The 13,565-nt window shown below is 48.9% G+C and carries 12 protein-coding genes; 3 read left to right on the top strand and 9 right to left on the bottom strand.

Features of this window, described 5'->3' with window-relative positions; translation table 11 throughout:
* Positions 1-42 precede the first annotated feature (42 nt).
* The gene (locus SJI19_RS16190) at positions 43-1,875 is read right to left on the bottom strand and encodes a DUF2264 domain-containing protein (RefSeq protein WP_323479307.1); all 1,833 of its coding nucleotides are present in this window, start codon (positions 1,873-1,875) and stop codon (positions 43-45) included.
* Between the two features lie 300 nt (positions 1,876-2,175).
* On the bottom strand, positions 2,176-3,024 hold the full coding sequence (locus tag SJI19_RS16195; RefSeq protein ID WP_323479308.1) for an AraC family transcriptional regulator: 849 nt from the start codon (positions 3,022-3,024) through the stop codon (positions 2,176-2,178).
* Between the two features lie 245 nt (positions 3,025-3,269).
* On the opposite strand from SJI19_RS16195, the gene SJI19_RS16200 reads away from it, so the two are divergent.
* Complete coding sequence (locus SJI19_RS16200) at positions 3,270-4,460, top strand: glycoside hydrolase family 88 protein (RefSeq protein WP_323479309.1); 1,191 nt, start codon at positions 3,270-3,272, stop codon at positions 4,458-4,460.
* Positions 4,461-4,616: 156 nt separating this feature from the next.
* Here SJI19_RS16200 and SJI19_RS16205 read toward each other — a convergent pair whose 3' ends face one another.
* From SJI19_RS16205 to SJI19_RS16235, 7 genes are all read right to left on the bottom strand, one after another.
* Positions 4,617-5,753: a sn-glycerol-3-phosphate ABC transporter ATP-binding protein UgpC gene (locus SJI19_RS16205; RefSeq protein WP_323479310.1), complete on the bottom strand. Its 1,137-nt coding sequence runs from the start codon at positions 5,751-5,753 to the stop codon at positions 4,617-4,619.
* Between the two features lie 128 nt (positions 5,754-5,881).
* Positions 5,882-6,604 carry an HAD family hydrolase gene (locus SJI19_RS16210; protein WP_323479311.1) on the bottom strand — a complete coding sequence of 241 codons (723 nt, stop codon included), beginning with the start codon at positions 6,602-6,604 and terminating at the stop codon, positions 5,882-5,884.
* Positions 6,594-8,084, bottom strand: a complete 1,491-nt coding sequence (locus SJI19_RS16215) for a CehA/McbA family metallohydrolase (RefSeq protein WP_323479312.1) — start codon at positions 8,082-8,084, stop codon at positions 6,594-6,596. Before SJI19_RS16215 ends, SJI19_RS16210 begins: the two co-directional genes overlap by 11 nt.
* 96 nt (positions 8,085-8,180) lie before the next feature.
* A complete protein-coding gene (locus tag SJI19_RS16220) occupies positions 8,181-9,464 on the bottom strand; it encodes an extracellular solute-binding protein (protein WP_323479313.1) in 1,284 nt (427 codons plus the stop codon).
* 6 nt (positions 9,465-9,470) lie between these two features.
* Positions 9,471-10,430, bottom strand: coding sequence for a carbohydrate ABC transporter permease (locus SJI19_RS16225; protein WP_323479314.1), 960 nt, complete (start codon positions 10,428-10,430; stop codon positions 9,471-9,473).
* A 10-nt stretch (positions 10,431-10,440) separates the two neighbouring features.
* Entirely contained in the window at positions 10,441-11,325 is an 885-nt protein-coding gene (locus SJI19_RS16230) for a sugar ABC transporter permease (RefSeq protein ID WP_323479315.1), read from the bottom strand.
* 133 nt (positions 11,326-11,458) lie between these two features.
* A complete protein-coding gene (locus SJI19_RS16235) occupies positions 11,459-12,340 on the bottom strand; it encodes a LysR substrate-binding domain-containing protein (protein ID WP_323479316.1) in 882 nt (293 codons plus the stop codon).
* 414 nt (positions 12,341-12,754) lie between these two features.
* On the opposite strand from SJI19_RS16235, the gene SJI19_RS16240 reads away from it, so the two are divergent.
* Together SJI19_RS16240 and SJI19_RS16245 are read left to right on the top strand one after the other, a co-directional pair.
* Positions 12,755-13,108, top strand: coding sequence for a type II toxin-antitoxin system RelE/ParE family toxin (locus SJI19_RS16240; RefSeq protein ID WP_323479317.1), 354 nt, complete (start codon positions 12,755-12,757; stop codon positions 13,106-13,108).
* A 4-nt stretch (positions 13,109-13,112) separates the two neighbouring features.
* Positions 13,113-13,415: a helix-turn-helix domain-containing protein gene (locus SJI19_RS16245; RefSeq protein WP_323479318.1), complete on the top strand. Its 303-nt coding sequence runs from the start codon at positions 13,113-13,115 to the stop codon at positions 13,413-13,415.
* The last annotated feature ends 150 nt before the right edge of the window (positions 13,416-13,565 follow it).

Here is a 13,565-nt window from a genome sequence, read left to right on the forward strand (position 1 = left end):
TACACCTCGACGCTATAGATCATAATTATCCGCATGCTGCTACTAACGGATGAGTAGTGTTATTTCCCGGTGCTGCTGAATCAGTCGCACACTGTCACCTGATATGATGAATTCAGGTAGTGGGGCTTCTTGGTTTGATGGGGGAATAAGCGCCGTCACTGCACAACACAGCCAGTGGGTGCCCGTTTCCAGCCGACGTGTCAGCACCGGAATGGTGGCGCACTCGGCAAACATAATATTGCTGTTTGGCGGAGTAATGATTTTATCCGCGTTGCGTATTGTCTCAGTGCTGAGATCCACTATCACGCTGGTGCCGTTGTTTGCCTCCAGGCGGCAGCGGCGCTGTTGTGTTTTCTCGATGGTTTGTGGTCCATGCATAACGGCAAAACCACCCTCAACGGTGTCCAGCGTTCGGTCAGTCTTTATGCGATGAACCCGAATATGCCAACCATCCCAAGGAACAAGCCAGGTGGCGATGTTGACATCTGTCCAAGGGGCCCAACGCGAAAAGATAGCGTCCTCTTCGGTGATGACGTCGGTGCACTCTCTGCGCCCGCGATAGTAGTCGTCGCCTTCGCTTAGCAGCAGCATGGAATCGCATGCGGCATGTTTTAGACCGAAACGACCTCGTTCAAGGGTAAAACCCAAATGGCTGGAATAGGCAAATTTGGTGTATTTTGCTTCCGTATTGACATAGTTATTCAATTCTATTTGGCCGGAAGTCAGCATATAGGCATGGACCGTTCCTTGCTCGTGGCATAAAATCTGATTGGCTTCGGCCACCTTGCGCCGGGGGAGTAAAGACGGCAGAGCTGCTTCCTCCGCTTGCCAAAACGGGTGGGTATCCGGCAACGCCAGTATAAGAAAGAGTTTGAAGGCCCAATAGGGTGAACCTGGGGAGTTATAGTCCTCCGCCATAATCAAATTGGGGTAGGCGTAGCCGATAGTCAGAATACCATCACGATCGAATATAGGCTGTTTAAGCCACCAACGCAGATGGCGCAAAACGATACCTTTCATTTCTCCCGGAGATAATATATCCAAACCGGCAAAGGCCGCGGCGCTCCAAAATGCTGACTCGGCAAAACGGTAGGTCAGGCTGCGGCCAAAAGGAATGGCCGGTCCCTCACTGGAAAACATATAAATAAAATCTTCGGCAAAGCGTTTGGCCCGGTTACGCAGTTCTAGAGAGCGCTGTGGATCCTCTTGAGCCATCAGCGTTGCGTAGATCAAACCGTAGTAATGAAAAGCCATTGAGATATAATAATCTTTCGGCCGACCCAGACCATCTGAGTACCAGCCGTTGCCCAAGTAATAGGCTTCCATTTTGTTAAAACGCATATTTATTATTTCTGGATCGTAGGGTAGTCCGGCCTGCTTAAATCCGACTTGAACCAAAATGGCAAAATAATTCCAGTTGCTATCCGGCATTTCCGCCGTGCTGATTTGATTCAGCCAGTGATGTAGATTGAGTTTTTCTGTTTCGGTGAATTGGTCTGTTAATCGGTTCTTCATTAATGCAAGTCCCAAACCATAAACCGCCATTTCAACCAGTCGCTGGTCGTAAGGGCCGGTTTCACCCCAATAGCCCGCATGCGAGGCGTCCGTGCCGTGACGAATGGCATTAAGGTATTTAGGCCAAAAAGGGCAATCTTCGCCTGATGCCAGTAGTGGAAATAATCCCCAGAGAATACGAGAAAGACCTTCCATCTCGGCGATGTTACGGTCGTAGTGCGCGCACGTTTGTCCAAAGGAAATTCCACTGTCACCCTCGGTAAAACACACGTCTATCGATGCCAACATGGCATTTAAGCAATTAACAACCTGCTGACGTTGTGAAATAGCACAGTCTGGTGCGAGATAGTCTGAAAACATAAAACGCCTCTGGTATATGCTGAACATCAGGCGTTGTAATTATAACGCCTTATTTTTTAGCATATTGCTAAGTAAAAAGTAGGTTTGATTGCAAGTTGATTGGCATAGATAAAACTAAAAGAATGATTGGTTTTGTTAACAAGCTCTCATTTTTCATCTAATCGGTGATGACAACAGAAAAAGAATTACGGTAAGGACAATGATTCATAATAAAAAAGGATAAAACAACAAAATATTGTCCTGTAAGGTTTTAGCTATCATAAGGGTGAACGTAAGTGTTACCTCTGTGCCAGACACACATTACTTGTATCCTTTACGGTATTGCAATGGGGTTTTGCCAATTCTTCTTTTAAAGGAGCTGATAAAATAGGCAGTATCCGAAAATCCTGATTCAGCTGATATGCCCTGTATACTTAGCCTGCTGTCCCGTAATAATTCACAGGCCAGTCGGATGCGCCTGGTTAAGAGATATTCAGTGATAAGTTCGCCGGTCTCTTTATGAAAACGTCGGGATACATAGCTTTTGGAGAGTCCTAAATGCAGTGAAAGCGTGTCCAGATTAAATTTTTCCTGATAATTAACTTCAATCCATTGCATCACTTTTGCGGAGAGGGAGCTATCAAGCACCTCACTATTGGCGTTTTGGGTCGGTAAAAAGGTCAATAGCTGGATCAGTAGACAGGAGATATTTTCCGGATTGCAGCTATCGAAATTAAGAATGTCATTGTATTTAGTGAAAATAGCGTCGATGACAGGATGCAACTCGGCGATATCGTACACCGCCGCCTCACTTTGTCTATGGCTTAACTGCAACAGTTGAGTCTGATGACGAGGGAAATCCCTGAGATAATGGGCGATAACGACGTTATCTACATGGATGATGGTACGCTGATAGCGGTCGTTTTGGTCTTCGGCGACCATGACTTTATGCAATTTGAACGGTGGAAAAATAAACAATCTTCCGGGGCGCATCGTGTATTGCTGGTTATTAACCGCAATAATACCATAGCCCTGTTCGATGTATAAAATCTCCAGACACTGATGCCAGTGGTGATAGCGCAACGAATTGGCCCGTAAACGGCTAAAGGTTGCAGCGCGTTCATTAAGTGAAACCAGTTCCAGAAAGTCGTTTGGGCTTGAGTCTTTCATAGGACAATATTTTATAATATTTTGGAAGGATTTTTATAACGTAAACCACCATTTCATATAAATTCAAACAAACTTTTTAATATCATAAATTAGTGTGACATGGTTAACGTTTTCCCTAATTCTGATACGGGTAGTCTCGTTGCATGCTTCTCGATTCAATCACATATTATTGTCTTTACCCATAGGAAATGGCAAAAAAAATTGTGGAAAATTAATGAACTGATCTTTACCCAAAGGAAAGAAGTATGTTGAATACCGTAAAAAAAGAATTATTGCAGGACAGAAATACGACGCCTTTCGATCGTGAAAGAATCAATCGCCTTCTGCAGTTTGCCAGCACCCGCATTACGACAATTATCGATCGTAATTTGGCTGAATTTGGCGATTCTTTTCCTGGAGAAACCTGTGTTAACGGATTTTATCCTCTCACCGAAAATGTGGAATGGACGACAAGCTTTTGGACCGGCCAGCTTTGGTTAGCGTGGGAAATGACCGGCGCGGAAAAATATCGCATTGCGGCACAAAAACAGGTTCGTTCTTTTGGTCTGCGCATCGCCGGGCGGCAGGATACACAAACGCATGATCTCGGTTTTCTGTATACGCTTTCTTGTGTCGCTGCCTGGCGCCTGACCGGAAACCACGAGGCGCGTGGGTTTGCCTTGTTGGCTGCCGACGCGCTGATGGAGCGTTTTCATGCCAAAGCTAACATCATCCAGGCTTGGGGTGATCTGAGCGAGCCGGGACAGGCTGGCAGAATGATTATTGACTGCAATATGAATTTGCCACTGTTGTTCTGGGCCAGTGAACAGACCGGCAATCCCCGCTTTGCTGACGTGGCCAAGGCTCATGTCCGTCAGGCGGCTCGCTACCTCGTGAGGCCGGATGCGTCAACGTGGCATACCTATTATATGGACACCGTCACCGGCGCGGCGCGTTATGGCAATACGCAACAGGGCTACGCCGATGATTCATGCTGGGCGCGAGGGCAGGCATGGGGTATTTATGGTTTTGCGCTGAGTTACGCGTATACCGGCGATCGTGAGTTTGTCGATTTGTCAGCCAAGCTGGCAAACTACTTTCTTAATCGACTGCCGGAAGATGAGGTATGCCACTGGGATTTGGCGTTGCTGGGAACGGACGCTTATCGCGACAGTTCGGGTGCGGCCATCGCAGTGTGCGGATTGTTGGAACTAGCAAAACACCTGCCGGTGACTGATCCGGATCGCGCGACCTATGAACAAAGGGCGCTGTCCATCATGCTGTCGTTGACGGAACATTACCTATCTGAGGAAAAGGATGCAGGTAACGGGCTGCTAAAACATGCTGTTTATCATTTGGACGGTGGCAAGGGTGTTGACGAATGTTGCAGTTGGGGCGACTACTTTTATGTGGAAGCGCTAATGCGCCTGACCAAAGTGTGGAAATTGTATTGGTAATGGTGTGCTACGAACCCATTATGACGAATGGGCTGCCGAGATTATTATGTGTAATGGATGATGGCTTATTATTATGATCGGTGTCCATTCCGACGTTCCAGACTGTAATTGATGCCCTGTTTTGTGACGGAATGGGAAGGTCACATCATCAAAAGTTTATTTAATCAGTAGCGATTCCCCGGTCTCAATATCAAACAGGTGGCAATGGGACATATCAAAATGGAGCGGTTTATTTTCACCTCGGGTGACCATGCGCTGAGGGTCAAACGCGATACGTGATACGAGCTTATCCTTGCCGAGCGTAAAGTACAGATAGAGCTCATTGCCCATAGCCTCGACCAAGGTGATGGTGTGCATATCGATATTTTGTTGTAAGGCATCATCGTATTGGTTATCTGCCACACTGATGTGTTCTGGACGCAAGCCCAACCATAGGCGCCGGCCGATGTAGTCCTGTACTTTTGCTGCTTTATCCGCAGGCAGCAACAGTCTGCAACCATTTTCAAGCGCCATGCAGGTGGCGCTACCCATTAGCTCAACCGTGGCTTCAACCATGTTCATTGCCGGCGAACCAATAAACCCCGCCACGAATTTATTGGCCGGGTACTGATAAAGATTCATCGGCGTATCAACCTGAACGATGTGTCCATGGTCAAGCACACAGATGCGATCACCGAGTGTCATCGCTTCCACCTGATCATGCGTCACATAGATCATGGTTGCCGTCTGTCCTTCGGCCTTTAGATTGTGGTGCAACTGTGCAATGCTCACGCGGGTTGATACCCGTAATTTGGCATCCAGGTTTGATAAGGGCTCATCAAACAGAAAAACTTCGGGCTTGCGCACCATGGCCCGACCCAGCGCAACACGCTGACGCTGTCCCCCCGACATTTCACCTGGCTTGTTTTTGAGCAGATGCGTAATCTCTAGCGTTTCAGCGGCTTCTTTGATTCGACAGGCAATTTCATGGGTGCTCAGCTTCTGTTGCTTAAGGCCAAATGCCATATTCTCGTAAGCCGACATATGCGGGTAAAGGGCATAGTTTTGAAATACCATGGCAATACCACGATCTTTAGGCGGCAGGTCATTGACCCGTTTGGCGCCAATCATAATATCGCCATGGGTTATCTCTTCCAGACCGGCAATCATGCGTAATGTTGTTGATTTGGCACAGCCTGAAGGGCCAACAAAAACCATAAATTCACCTTCTTTGATGGTCAGGTTAATCCCTTTTACTGCGTTAAATCCGTTCGGATAGACTTTCTCTACATTGCGAAGTACAACGTCTGCCATGGTGGTTTTCCATTATGACGGCGGCTTTTGGCCGGTTTAATTCGGTGTCGCTGATCCCACCATCAGCGTCAGCATTGATGATTATAGTGGGATCACCGGGTGGTTGTTGAACTGCGTCGCCCGCAAACTTATATTCTGTCCAATAGGCCGGGCGTAAAGTCTGCCACCGATGAGATAACCATCCGGGCATGCGGAGCCAGTTCAGCGTGGGTTGCCGTTCCCGTGAGCACGCCGACACTGGTTGCCCCGGCATTTTGCCCAAATTTCATGTCAGAAACGGTATCGCCAAACATCACCACTTGCCGGGCCATCAATCCACAGGTGTTACAGAAGGCTTCCATCAGATCCGGGGCGGGTTTTGGTTCAATATCGCCATCTGAATAACCAATAAAATCAAAATAATCAAGTAACCCTGCTTGTTCCAATGAGTAAAGCGTTGCCGACTTGCTGTCAGCCGTGGCAATGCCCAGTTTTAAGCCACATTGTTTCAGTGTGATGAGCACTGCCTCAATACCTGGCAGGGACTTAATCAACCCCGGATTTTCCTTAACCGTTTGATTAAACAACGCCTTCACGTCGTCGATAAAATCGGCTTTCGAACAACCCGGCATCAGCATCTCAAACCAGGTTAATGCAATATCTTCAACGGGGTTGGATGCCAGCAAACCGCGGTTATCAACCCGGTCGCCATAGACACCAATGGCGGTCAGCAGGCTCTCGGCACTGGTCATCGCCGGTGTTGAATAGCGTGCTAACAACACCCCGACCACCGACTGTGAGACCGAGATCCACATTTGATGAAACTCCAGCAGAGTGCCATCTTTGTCGAACAACACACCTTTAATGTCCATTTCTGTTCATCGCTGCTTGCAGTTCGCCCCAGGTATTTATTTTGGGTTGAGCAAAATGCCCGCGTTGGCCATTAAACACCGGGTTGACCATTGCTTCGAATTCGCCGCCCACTTGTCCAGGAGCGTGGGGCAGGTCGCCACGGCGAATATCAATCCTTACCCAAGCGTAGTGCCGCATATCAGTTTTAAAATCAATGCCTTCTGTCATTATCTGACCACATGAGATCACCTTGCCGTCGGCAACACATTCGGCATAGTAGAGTGCAGTACGGTCAGTGACGGCGACATGTATATTCACTTCACGGTCTCCGACATCCTGGCCCGGCAGCACATGGCCCTGGTTGATATTGACCATGAGTCCACAACGCCGCTCAATATAGACATGGCCTTGACGAAGCCCGGTCAGGATGCCCTCGCCGCACAATCCGTGTGAAAAGACAAAGGTTGCAGGATCGCCGTAAATTGAGGGTTCGGTTGCTTGCGGATTACGCTCTTGGGGCGTGAGGTGGCTGTCGCTGCCACCCACGGCATAAATCCTCTGTCCGTTGTTCCACAGGGTACTCAGTACGTTAAGCGCAGATTCTGTCGCAGCGGGGGACGTAGACCAGGTAGGGTCACAGCAAATTTCCATTGTATGGACGTGTGACAGCGGCATTGATGCATATTGCCAATGCCAGGGTTTCATCATGGGATGATTGATACTGATATTGCCGTTCACCGCGTTTTGCATAGTACCCGGCTGCTGTGTGCTGTTGGCAATCGCCAATCCCTGATGGATCAATGCCTCACTGGAACAATCAGCATCACACATTGCCAATCCCTTCTGCGGGCCATGGACATTAAAATGACCTTTATCAGTGGTGATTTCTATCCCCGGTAACACCAGCGTATCCGCGCAGTCCGGCAGTGCAGGATGACAGATGTTATGCTCAGTCAGAAAGATAAAATCCAACTGCTGGCGCTTTATGATGGCTACCGCGGCCTCCAGCGTATTATGCCCATCAGAAAGCACCGTATGGGCATGCATATCCCCACGGTACCAACCGGAAGCCGGATTTTTTATCGCCCGGTAGTCAAAAATAATCTCGTTATCCGCATTCAGATTAGGTACCGTCGGTATAAGGATCCGGTCGAGTTCATCACCCGCGAGGTGCTCGGTTGTCACCTCAATGCGATAAAGCATGGGGTTGTGGTTGCGATCTTCGCCCTCAAGGTTGTAGATATGTACGGTCCAACGCCCAGGCGGGATCTCGCCGGCAATACCGCCCAACGACGCATTTTTATGGCCGATCACCACTGTTTTTTCTGGTTTTTGTAACAGTATGCTGGCCCTTAATTGTTGCCTGGCATCATAAAGGTAGACATACAAAAAACCTGGTTTAAGGGTGGTGCCTGAAAGGCACAACCTTTGGGTCCCCGTAGACACTTCAAACGTTTTAAACTGATGACCGTGAGTCAGTTCACCGGAAAACGTCAGCATGTGGGCCTCTCTTATACATGGAAATCGAGACAATCAGTTCAGCAGGCTCAGGATATTGGGAAAAACCCGCCATCCTGAAGCCTGCGTTTTGCCTGGTTAAGGTCGGTTAACGTGGTCCAGTGCACGTTGTGCACGTATGGCCGCCTGTTTAAGTGCTTTTTCGGCGGGGATGTTTTCGATTTCGACCTGATCTGCAGCGATAGACAACGCATCAACAATTTGGCCATTGGTCGGATCAAGGAAATTTTTGCTGGCGATCGAGGCCTGTTTCAACGGGATTAAGGCCTGTGGGTTATGCTGGGTGTAATTTTGATATTCAGCCACATCTTTCACACTTTGCCGCACCGGAATATATCCGGTAAACATTGACCAACGCGCCGTATTTACCGGGTTGGTGTAGAACGTCATAAATTTGAAGGCCCCCTTGGCGGCGTTATCGTCAGTGCCTTTTGGCATCACAAAAACCAGGGCGCCGGCCTGAGGCGCCGCAGGGTGATTACCCCAGCCGGGCTGTGTGGCCGCGGCAAGTTTGGTAAAGTCCAGATCACCCTGATCGCCAGATGATCCGGTATAACCCAGCGCGCGATCTTTCATCACATCATCAATGGTCTTGTACCAGTACTCCCAACCCTGGCCACCGTGGTGGATACGCATGGTCTTATCTTTATGCAGCCACGTGCGGAAATTTTCCCATACGCTCACCCATTGCGCAGAATCGATCAGCACGGTTTTGCCATCATCACTCAACACTTTAGCCCCGTTAGACAGCGCGGCGTCCACCAGATTGTCTTCGCCCCACATAGGCTCCCAGCCGTAATAGAGGGTGTTGCCCTTGGCGTCTTTTTGGGTCACTTTGGCCGCGACGTTGGCGACACCCTGCCAGGTGGCCAGATCGGCTGGGGTGAAGCCGTATTCGGCCAACTTCGCCTTGTTGTAGTAGAAAATCTGTGTGGTTCCGTAGGCGGGCATGCCATAGATGTCACCCCCTGGGGAAGTGACCTGCTGACGGAAAGCACTGATGAAATCAGCAAAATTAAAGGTCTTATCCATGTAAGGTCGAAGACCGCGCACCAATCCCCGGTCTGCCATAGCGTTAGCCTGATTCGCGTCCAGCAGGGCAAATGCCGGTGCCGTTTTTGACGCCATACCCGCCTGCAGTTTTTGGTAAGTCTCTGCGTAACTGCCCTGAAGTGCCCCTTTAATGACATAGTCATGCTGACTGTTGTTAAATTCTTCAATCAGTTTGGTCATCATTTGTTGAGGTTTGGTACCGCCTGAGTACCAAAAATCGACTTCAGTTTGGGCGTTTGCCTTTCCTGCCATAGCCAGTGAACCCATAGCAAAACCGGTAAATACTATTGCAAGTTTTTTCAGTTTCATCTTCATTCACTCTTTTACACCGTTATCGGCGATGCCGGATAAGATCGTTTTTTGACATACCATGAAAATGATCAGCAGAGGTATGACGGCAATACTGCTAGCGGCCATAATTTGCGACCAGTTAAGACCATAGTTACCCTGTGCAATAAAGAACTGGCGTATTCCTGTGGCGATGAGCGCCCGCTGCTGAGTGGTGATCACCAGATTCGGCCACAAGTAGCTGTTGTACTCCGTAATGAAGGTGATCAGGGACAGGGTGGTGATGGAGGCTTTGCATTGTGGCAGGACGATTGCCCAGAGGATTTTCAACTCACTGGCGCCATCAATGCGCGCAGCCTCCACCAGTGATGGATGGATTTGTAAAAATACCTGACGCAGGTAGAACACGCCGAAGACACTGGCGGCGCTGGAAATAATCAGTCCGGTGTGACTGTCGAGCAACCCCATTTTGGCCAGGATGATATACGACGGGATGTAGGTCACTGCACCGGGTAGCATGTAACATGCCATGACCAGCAAATAGAGCAATGTGCGTGAGCGAAAGCGCAACTGAGTGATGGCATACGCAAACATTGCCGAATTAATAATAACCAGCAACGTGGTGAAGAAGGCGACGGTAAAACTGTTGAAAATATACAGGCCAAAAGGGGCCAGTTGGAACGTTTTGATCACGTTTTCCCAGTAGAAATGTTCCGGAAGAATGTCCAATGGATTGCTGAATATTTCATCATTGGACTTCATCGATCCTAACAACATCCAAATAAACGGGAATACCATGATCAAACCTGAGAAAATAAGTGCTACGTGTTTGGCCATGGCCGTTTTTCGCAGCGGTTTGCGCGTGGCGGCTTTTCTTTCCTGATCCACGGGTCCTGCTGTTGCGGCGTTTTGTCCTTGATTATCTGACCTTACATCCGCCTTGCGCTGGCGATGTCCAACCAACATATCACTAGATTGCATCGTCATAATGTGGCCTTTAGAAAAATACCCAACGTTTCCCCATCAGGGTATTGAGCAGGGTGAGCACCCCGGTGATCAGCAATATAATCAGCGAGGTCGCTGCGGCTGGTCCCATGTTGTATTGCTCGAATGCCTGCTGATAAAACAGATAAAGCAAGGTTCGGGTGGTCCCACCTGGACCGCCTTGAGTTAACATCTGGAATTGATCAAATGCCTGTACAGCCGTGACCATATTAACGATCACCAAGAAAAAGCTGGTGGGCGAAATAAGCGGCAAGGTTATTTTAAAAAAACGTGTCAGCGGGCTGCAGCCATCAATCAATGATGCTTCAAACAGTGACACCGGGATCTTATTCAGTGCGCTGATATAAAACAGCATGGTCCAGCCAATGGCCTGCCAGACCGTAACAATGATCACCGCGACCATCGCGCTATTACCGTTTTCCAGCCAAGGCACCGGGGCAATATGCAACGCCGTCAGCAACCCATTAAGCAAACCACCCTTGGTTTCGAAGACCCAGGACCAAACGATAGACACCGCCACTGTGGGCGTGATCCACGGGGAGAAAATAACCGCGCGGTAAAACTGGCTACCGGAAAAATTCTTGTGAAGCAATAGGGCAAAGATCAATCCCAGTCCCACTGTTGGGATCACCACCCCGAGCGAGAACCAGAAGGTATTAAATAATGCTTGGTGAAAATCACTGTCTTCCAGCATGTACTGATAATTTTCAAAACCGACAAAATGGTAGCTTGGCGAAATATAATCCCAATCGGTAAAGCTGATATAAACACTACAGATAAACGGAATCACCCAGAATGTGATAAGCGGCAGCATCAAAGGCATGATAAACAGCAAGACCTTACCTTTTGACATGAGCGATTGAACACGTATTTTCATGATCCCGGCCGCAGCGTGATGTGTTTGCGCTACTCTATGAAACGCGTATGACAAGTTTGGTGGTTACAACGTCATATTTTCCGATGCCTGCCATAACATTTTCTTGGGTCTGCGGGTGCGAGCGTTAGCTCGTTTAAGGGAGGTCAACGGTGTTTTGTTGGTGCAGCCAGTCACAGAAAAAGTTAACTTTGGCATCCCGTTTATTGGTCGTGATCAGATAATGGCCGGATTCGGCAGGCATCGAACCTGGCAGTGCTTGTACGACACTACCTGCCTGAATGTCCCGTGCTGCAACCAGCGAACGTACCAACATTATTCCCATGCCCTGTTTAACAGCTTCCAGGCCATGCAGGGAGTTACTCAATGCCAGTTGAACATTGGGGGCAACCGGCACCCGTTGGTTATGGGTTAGCCATTGCATCCAGCTCTCTTCGTAGCCTTTAACCTGAATTGCCGGTAACGCTGACAACTCGCCTTTTAATAACGCGCTTGCATGCTGGTGTTTAAAGCCAGGTGAACACACCATTAACCACTGTTCCTGCAATAATCGCTCTGCATGCGTGTTTTCGCTTTCGATAAAACCGTTAGTGATTTCGACATCGGCATCAGCACAGGGCTCACGGGAGGGCCAGTCTACCGAGGTGAGATCGAGGCGAATAAACGGGAATCGGGCAGTAAAATCTGCAAGTTTCGGGATCAGCCAGTTATGGCCAATGGAATGGTTGACTTTGATGCGTAACACATCAGGTTGTTGCTTGCCGAACAGCATTTCCGTCTGTAGCCGCAGGTGCTGCAAGGAGCCGGTTACCACAGGAAGATACTGCTGAGCAGCCGCTGTCAACACGACACCGCGGGGGTTGCGTTTAAACAATGCACAACTGAGATAGTGCTCCAGGCTTTTTAGCTGCTGGCTCACCGCCGCTTGCGTAACATGTAACTCCCTGGCGGCGGCCCCAATAGACCCCAGTCTGGCCACAGTCTCAAAGGCGACCAATGCACGAAGTGGCGGTAACATATTTTATGTTGTACCTGCAGATAAAAGGGCAACATAAAGCATGTTATTGACAGTAAAGTTGCAGCCATGTGACGGAGCAATGACATCATGCGATCGGTATTTCGCCCTCACTACCCCAAATTCTGCCCGACAATACCTTTGCCGTGACCGCGTTCTGGTTTGCCCCCATTCTGAAGTGCTTAGCGATGATAGCCTCGCCTGTCGGTTCGGTCGGTCGGTCGGTCGGTCGTGTGATCCTGTGATGTGCGGTCTAGTTCGCAACATGTCAGCGGTTTTTTTTCACTTTCACGGAAAAACCTGAAGGCATCTCCTGAAGCCTTATATCTGCGGGTGCATATTTTTTTTCAGCGTTGCACAATCAAATTATAGGTTTACACCTATATCGTATTTAGCCTATATTACTCAGGAGGTTCCGTGTGGTTGATTGAAACAACAGACAGGTTTGACCGCTGGTTCAGTACGTCGAACGACAGCAACCGGGCGAGTATACTCGCGGCGCTTATTGTACTTCGTGAAAAAGGCCCAAACTTATCCAGACCTTATGCTGATACGGTCCAAGGCTCCCGCTACAGCAACATGAAAGAGCTGCGCGTTCAGAGTCGGGGGGATCCCATACGCGCCTTTTTCGCCTTTGACCCATGCCGTACCGGTATTCTGCTTTGTGCTGGTAATAAGGTGGGTAACGAAAAGCGATTTTACGATGTGATGATCCCGGTTGCCGACCAGGAATTCACACATTATCTTAAAAAAGTTGAGAGGAAGGATTAACATTATGGGCAGAACGCTCGAGCAGCTCCTCGCGGATGAACAACCTGAAGTCGTGGCCGAGGCGCAGGTTATCGCGGCGGATGTACTCCTCAATATTCACCTTGCCGACCTGCGCGAGAAGGTGCAGAAAACACAAACTGAAATTGCGCAGGCGCTTGGCATCAAACAGCCCACCGTGGCGGGAATGGAAAAACCCGGCCGAGACCTGAAGCTTTCCTCGCTTAAACGTTATGTAGAGGCCGCAGGGGGTAAGCTACGACTTGATGTTGAGCTACCTGATGGTTCTCACTACGGATTCGCTTTATAAGTGGTCTGTTAAGTGGCATTAAGTGGCATATTGCCTGCGGATAACCCCTCCTGAGGTATATACTTGAGTATCGACGCGGTTAGCGTGTTTTTTGCTGCAGTAGGTTTTGTTATCGCTTGTTTCAGGACCGTATTTACCTGGACCGTATTT

Origin of the sequence: Acerihabitans sp. TG2 (assembly GCF_035013185.1) — a bacterium.
Classification (GTDB): domain Bacteria; phylum Pseudomonadota; class Gammaproteobacteria; order Enterobacterales; family Enterobacteriaceae; genus Acerihabitans.

What these genes read in the sequence shown, in the direction of transcription:
- SJI19_RS16190 (WP_323479307.1), bottom strand. Translation starts at nt 1,875, where the DNA reads ATGTTTTCAGACTATCTCGCACCAGACTGTGCTATTTCACAACGTCAG.
- SJI19_RS16195 (WP_323479308.1), bottom strand. Translation starts at nt 3,024, where the DNA reads ATGAAAGACTCAAGCCCAAACGACTTTCTGGAACTGGTTTCACTTAAT.
- SJI19_RS16200 (WP_323479309.1), top strand. Translation starts at nt 3,270, where the DNA reads ATGTTGAATACCGTAAAAAAAGAATTATTGCAGGACAGAAATACGACG.
- SJI19_RS16205 (WP_323479310.1), bottom strand. Translation starts at nt 5,753, where the DNA reads ATGGCAGACGTTGTACTTCGCAATGTAGAGAAAGTCTATCCGAACGGA.
- SJI19_RS16210 (WP_323479311.1), bottom strand. Translation starts at nt 6,604, where the DNA reads ATGGACATTAAAGGTGTGTTGTTCGACAAAGATGGCACTCTGCTGGAG.
- SJI19_RS16215 (WP_323479312.1), bottom strand. Translation starts at nt 8,084, where the DNA reads ATGCTGACGTTTTCCGGTGAACTGACTCACGGTCATCAGTTTAAAACG.
- SJI19_RS16220 (WP_323479313.1), bottom strand. Translation starts at nt 9,464, where the DNA reads ATGAAACTGAAAAAACTTGCAATAGTATTTACCGGTTTTGCTATGGGT.
- SJI19_RS16225 (WP_323479314.1), bottom strand. Translation starts at nt 10,430, where the DNA reads ATGACGATGCAATCTAGTGATATGTTGGTTGGACATCGCCAGCGCAAG.
- SJI19_RS16230 (WP_323479315.1), bottom strand. Translation starts at nt 11,325, where the DNA reads ATGAAAATACGTGTTCAATCGCTCATGTCAAAAGGTAAGGTCTTGCTG.
- SJI19_RS16235 (WP_323479316.1), bottom strand. Translation starts at nt 12,340, where the DNA reads ATGTTACCGCCACTTCGTGCATTGGTCGCCTTTGAGACTGTGGCCAGA.
- SJI19_RS16245 (WP_323479318.1), top strand. Translation starts at nt 13,113, where the DNA reads ATGGGCAGAACGCTCGAGCAGCTCCTCGCGGATGAACAACCTGAAGTC.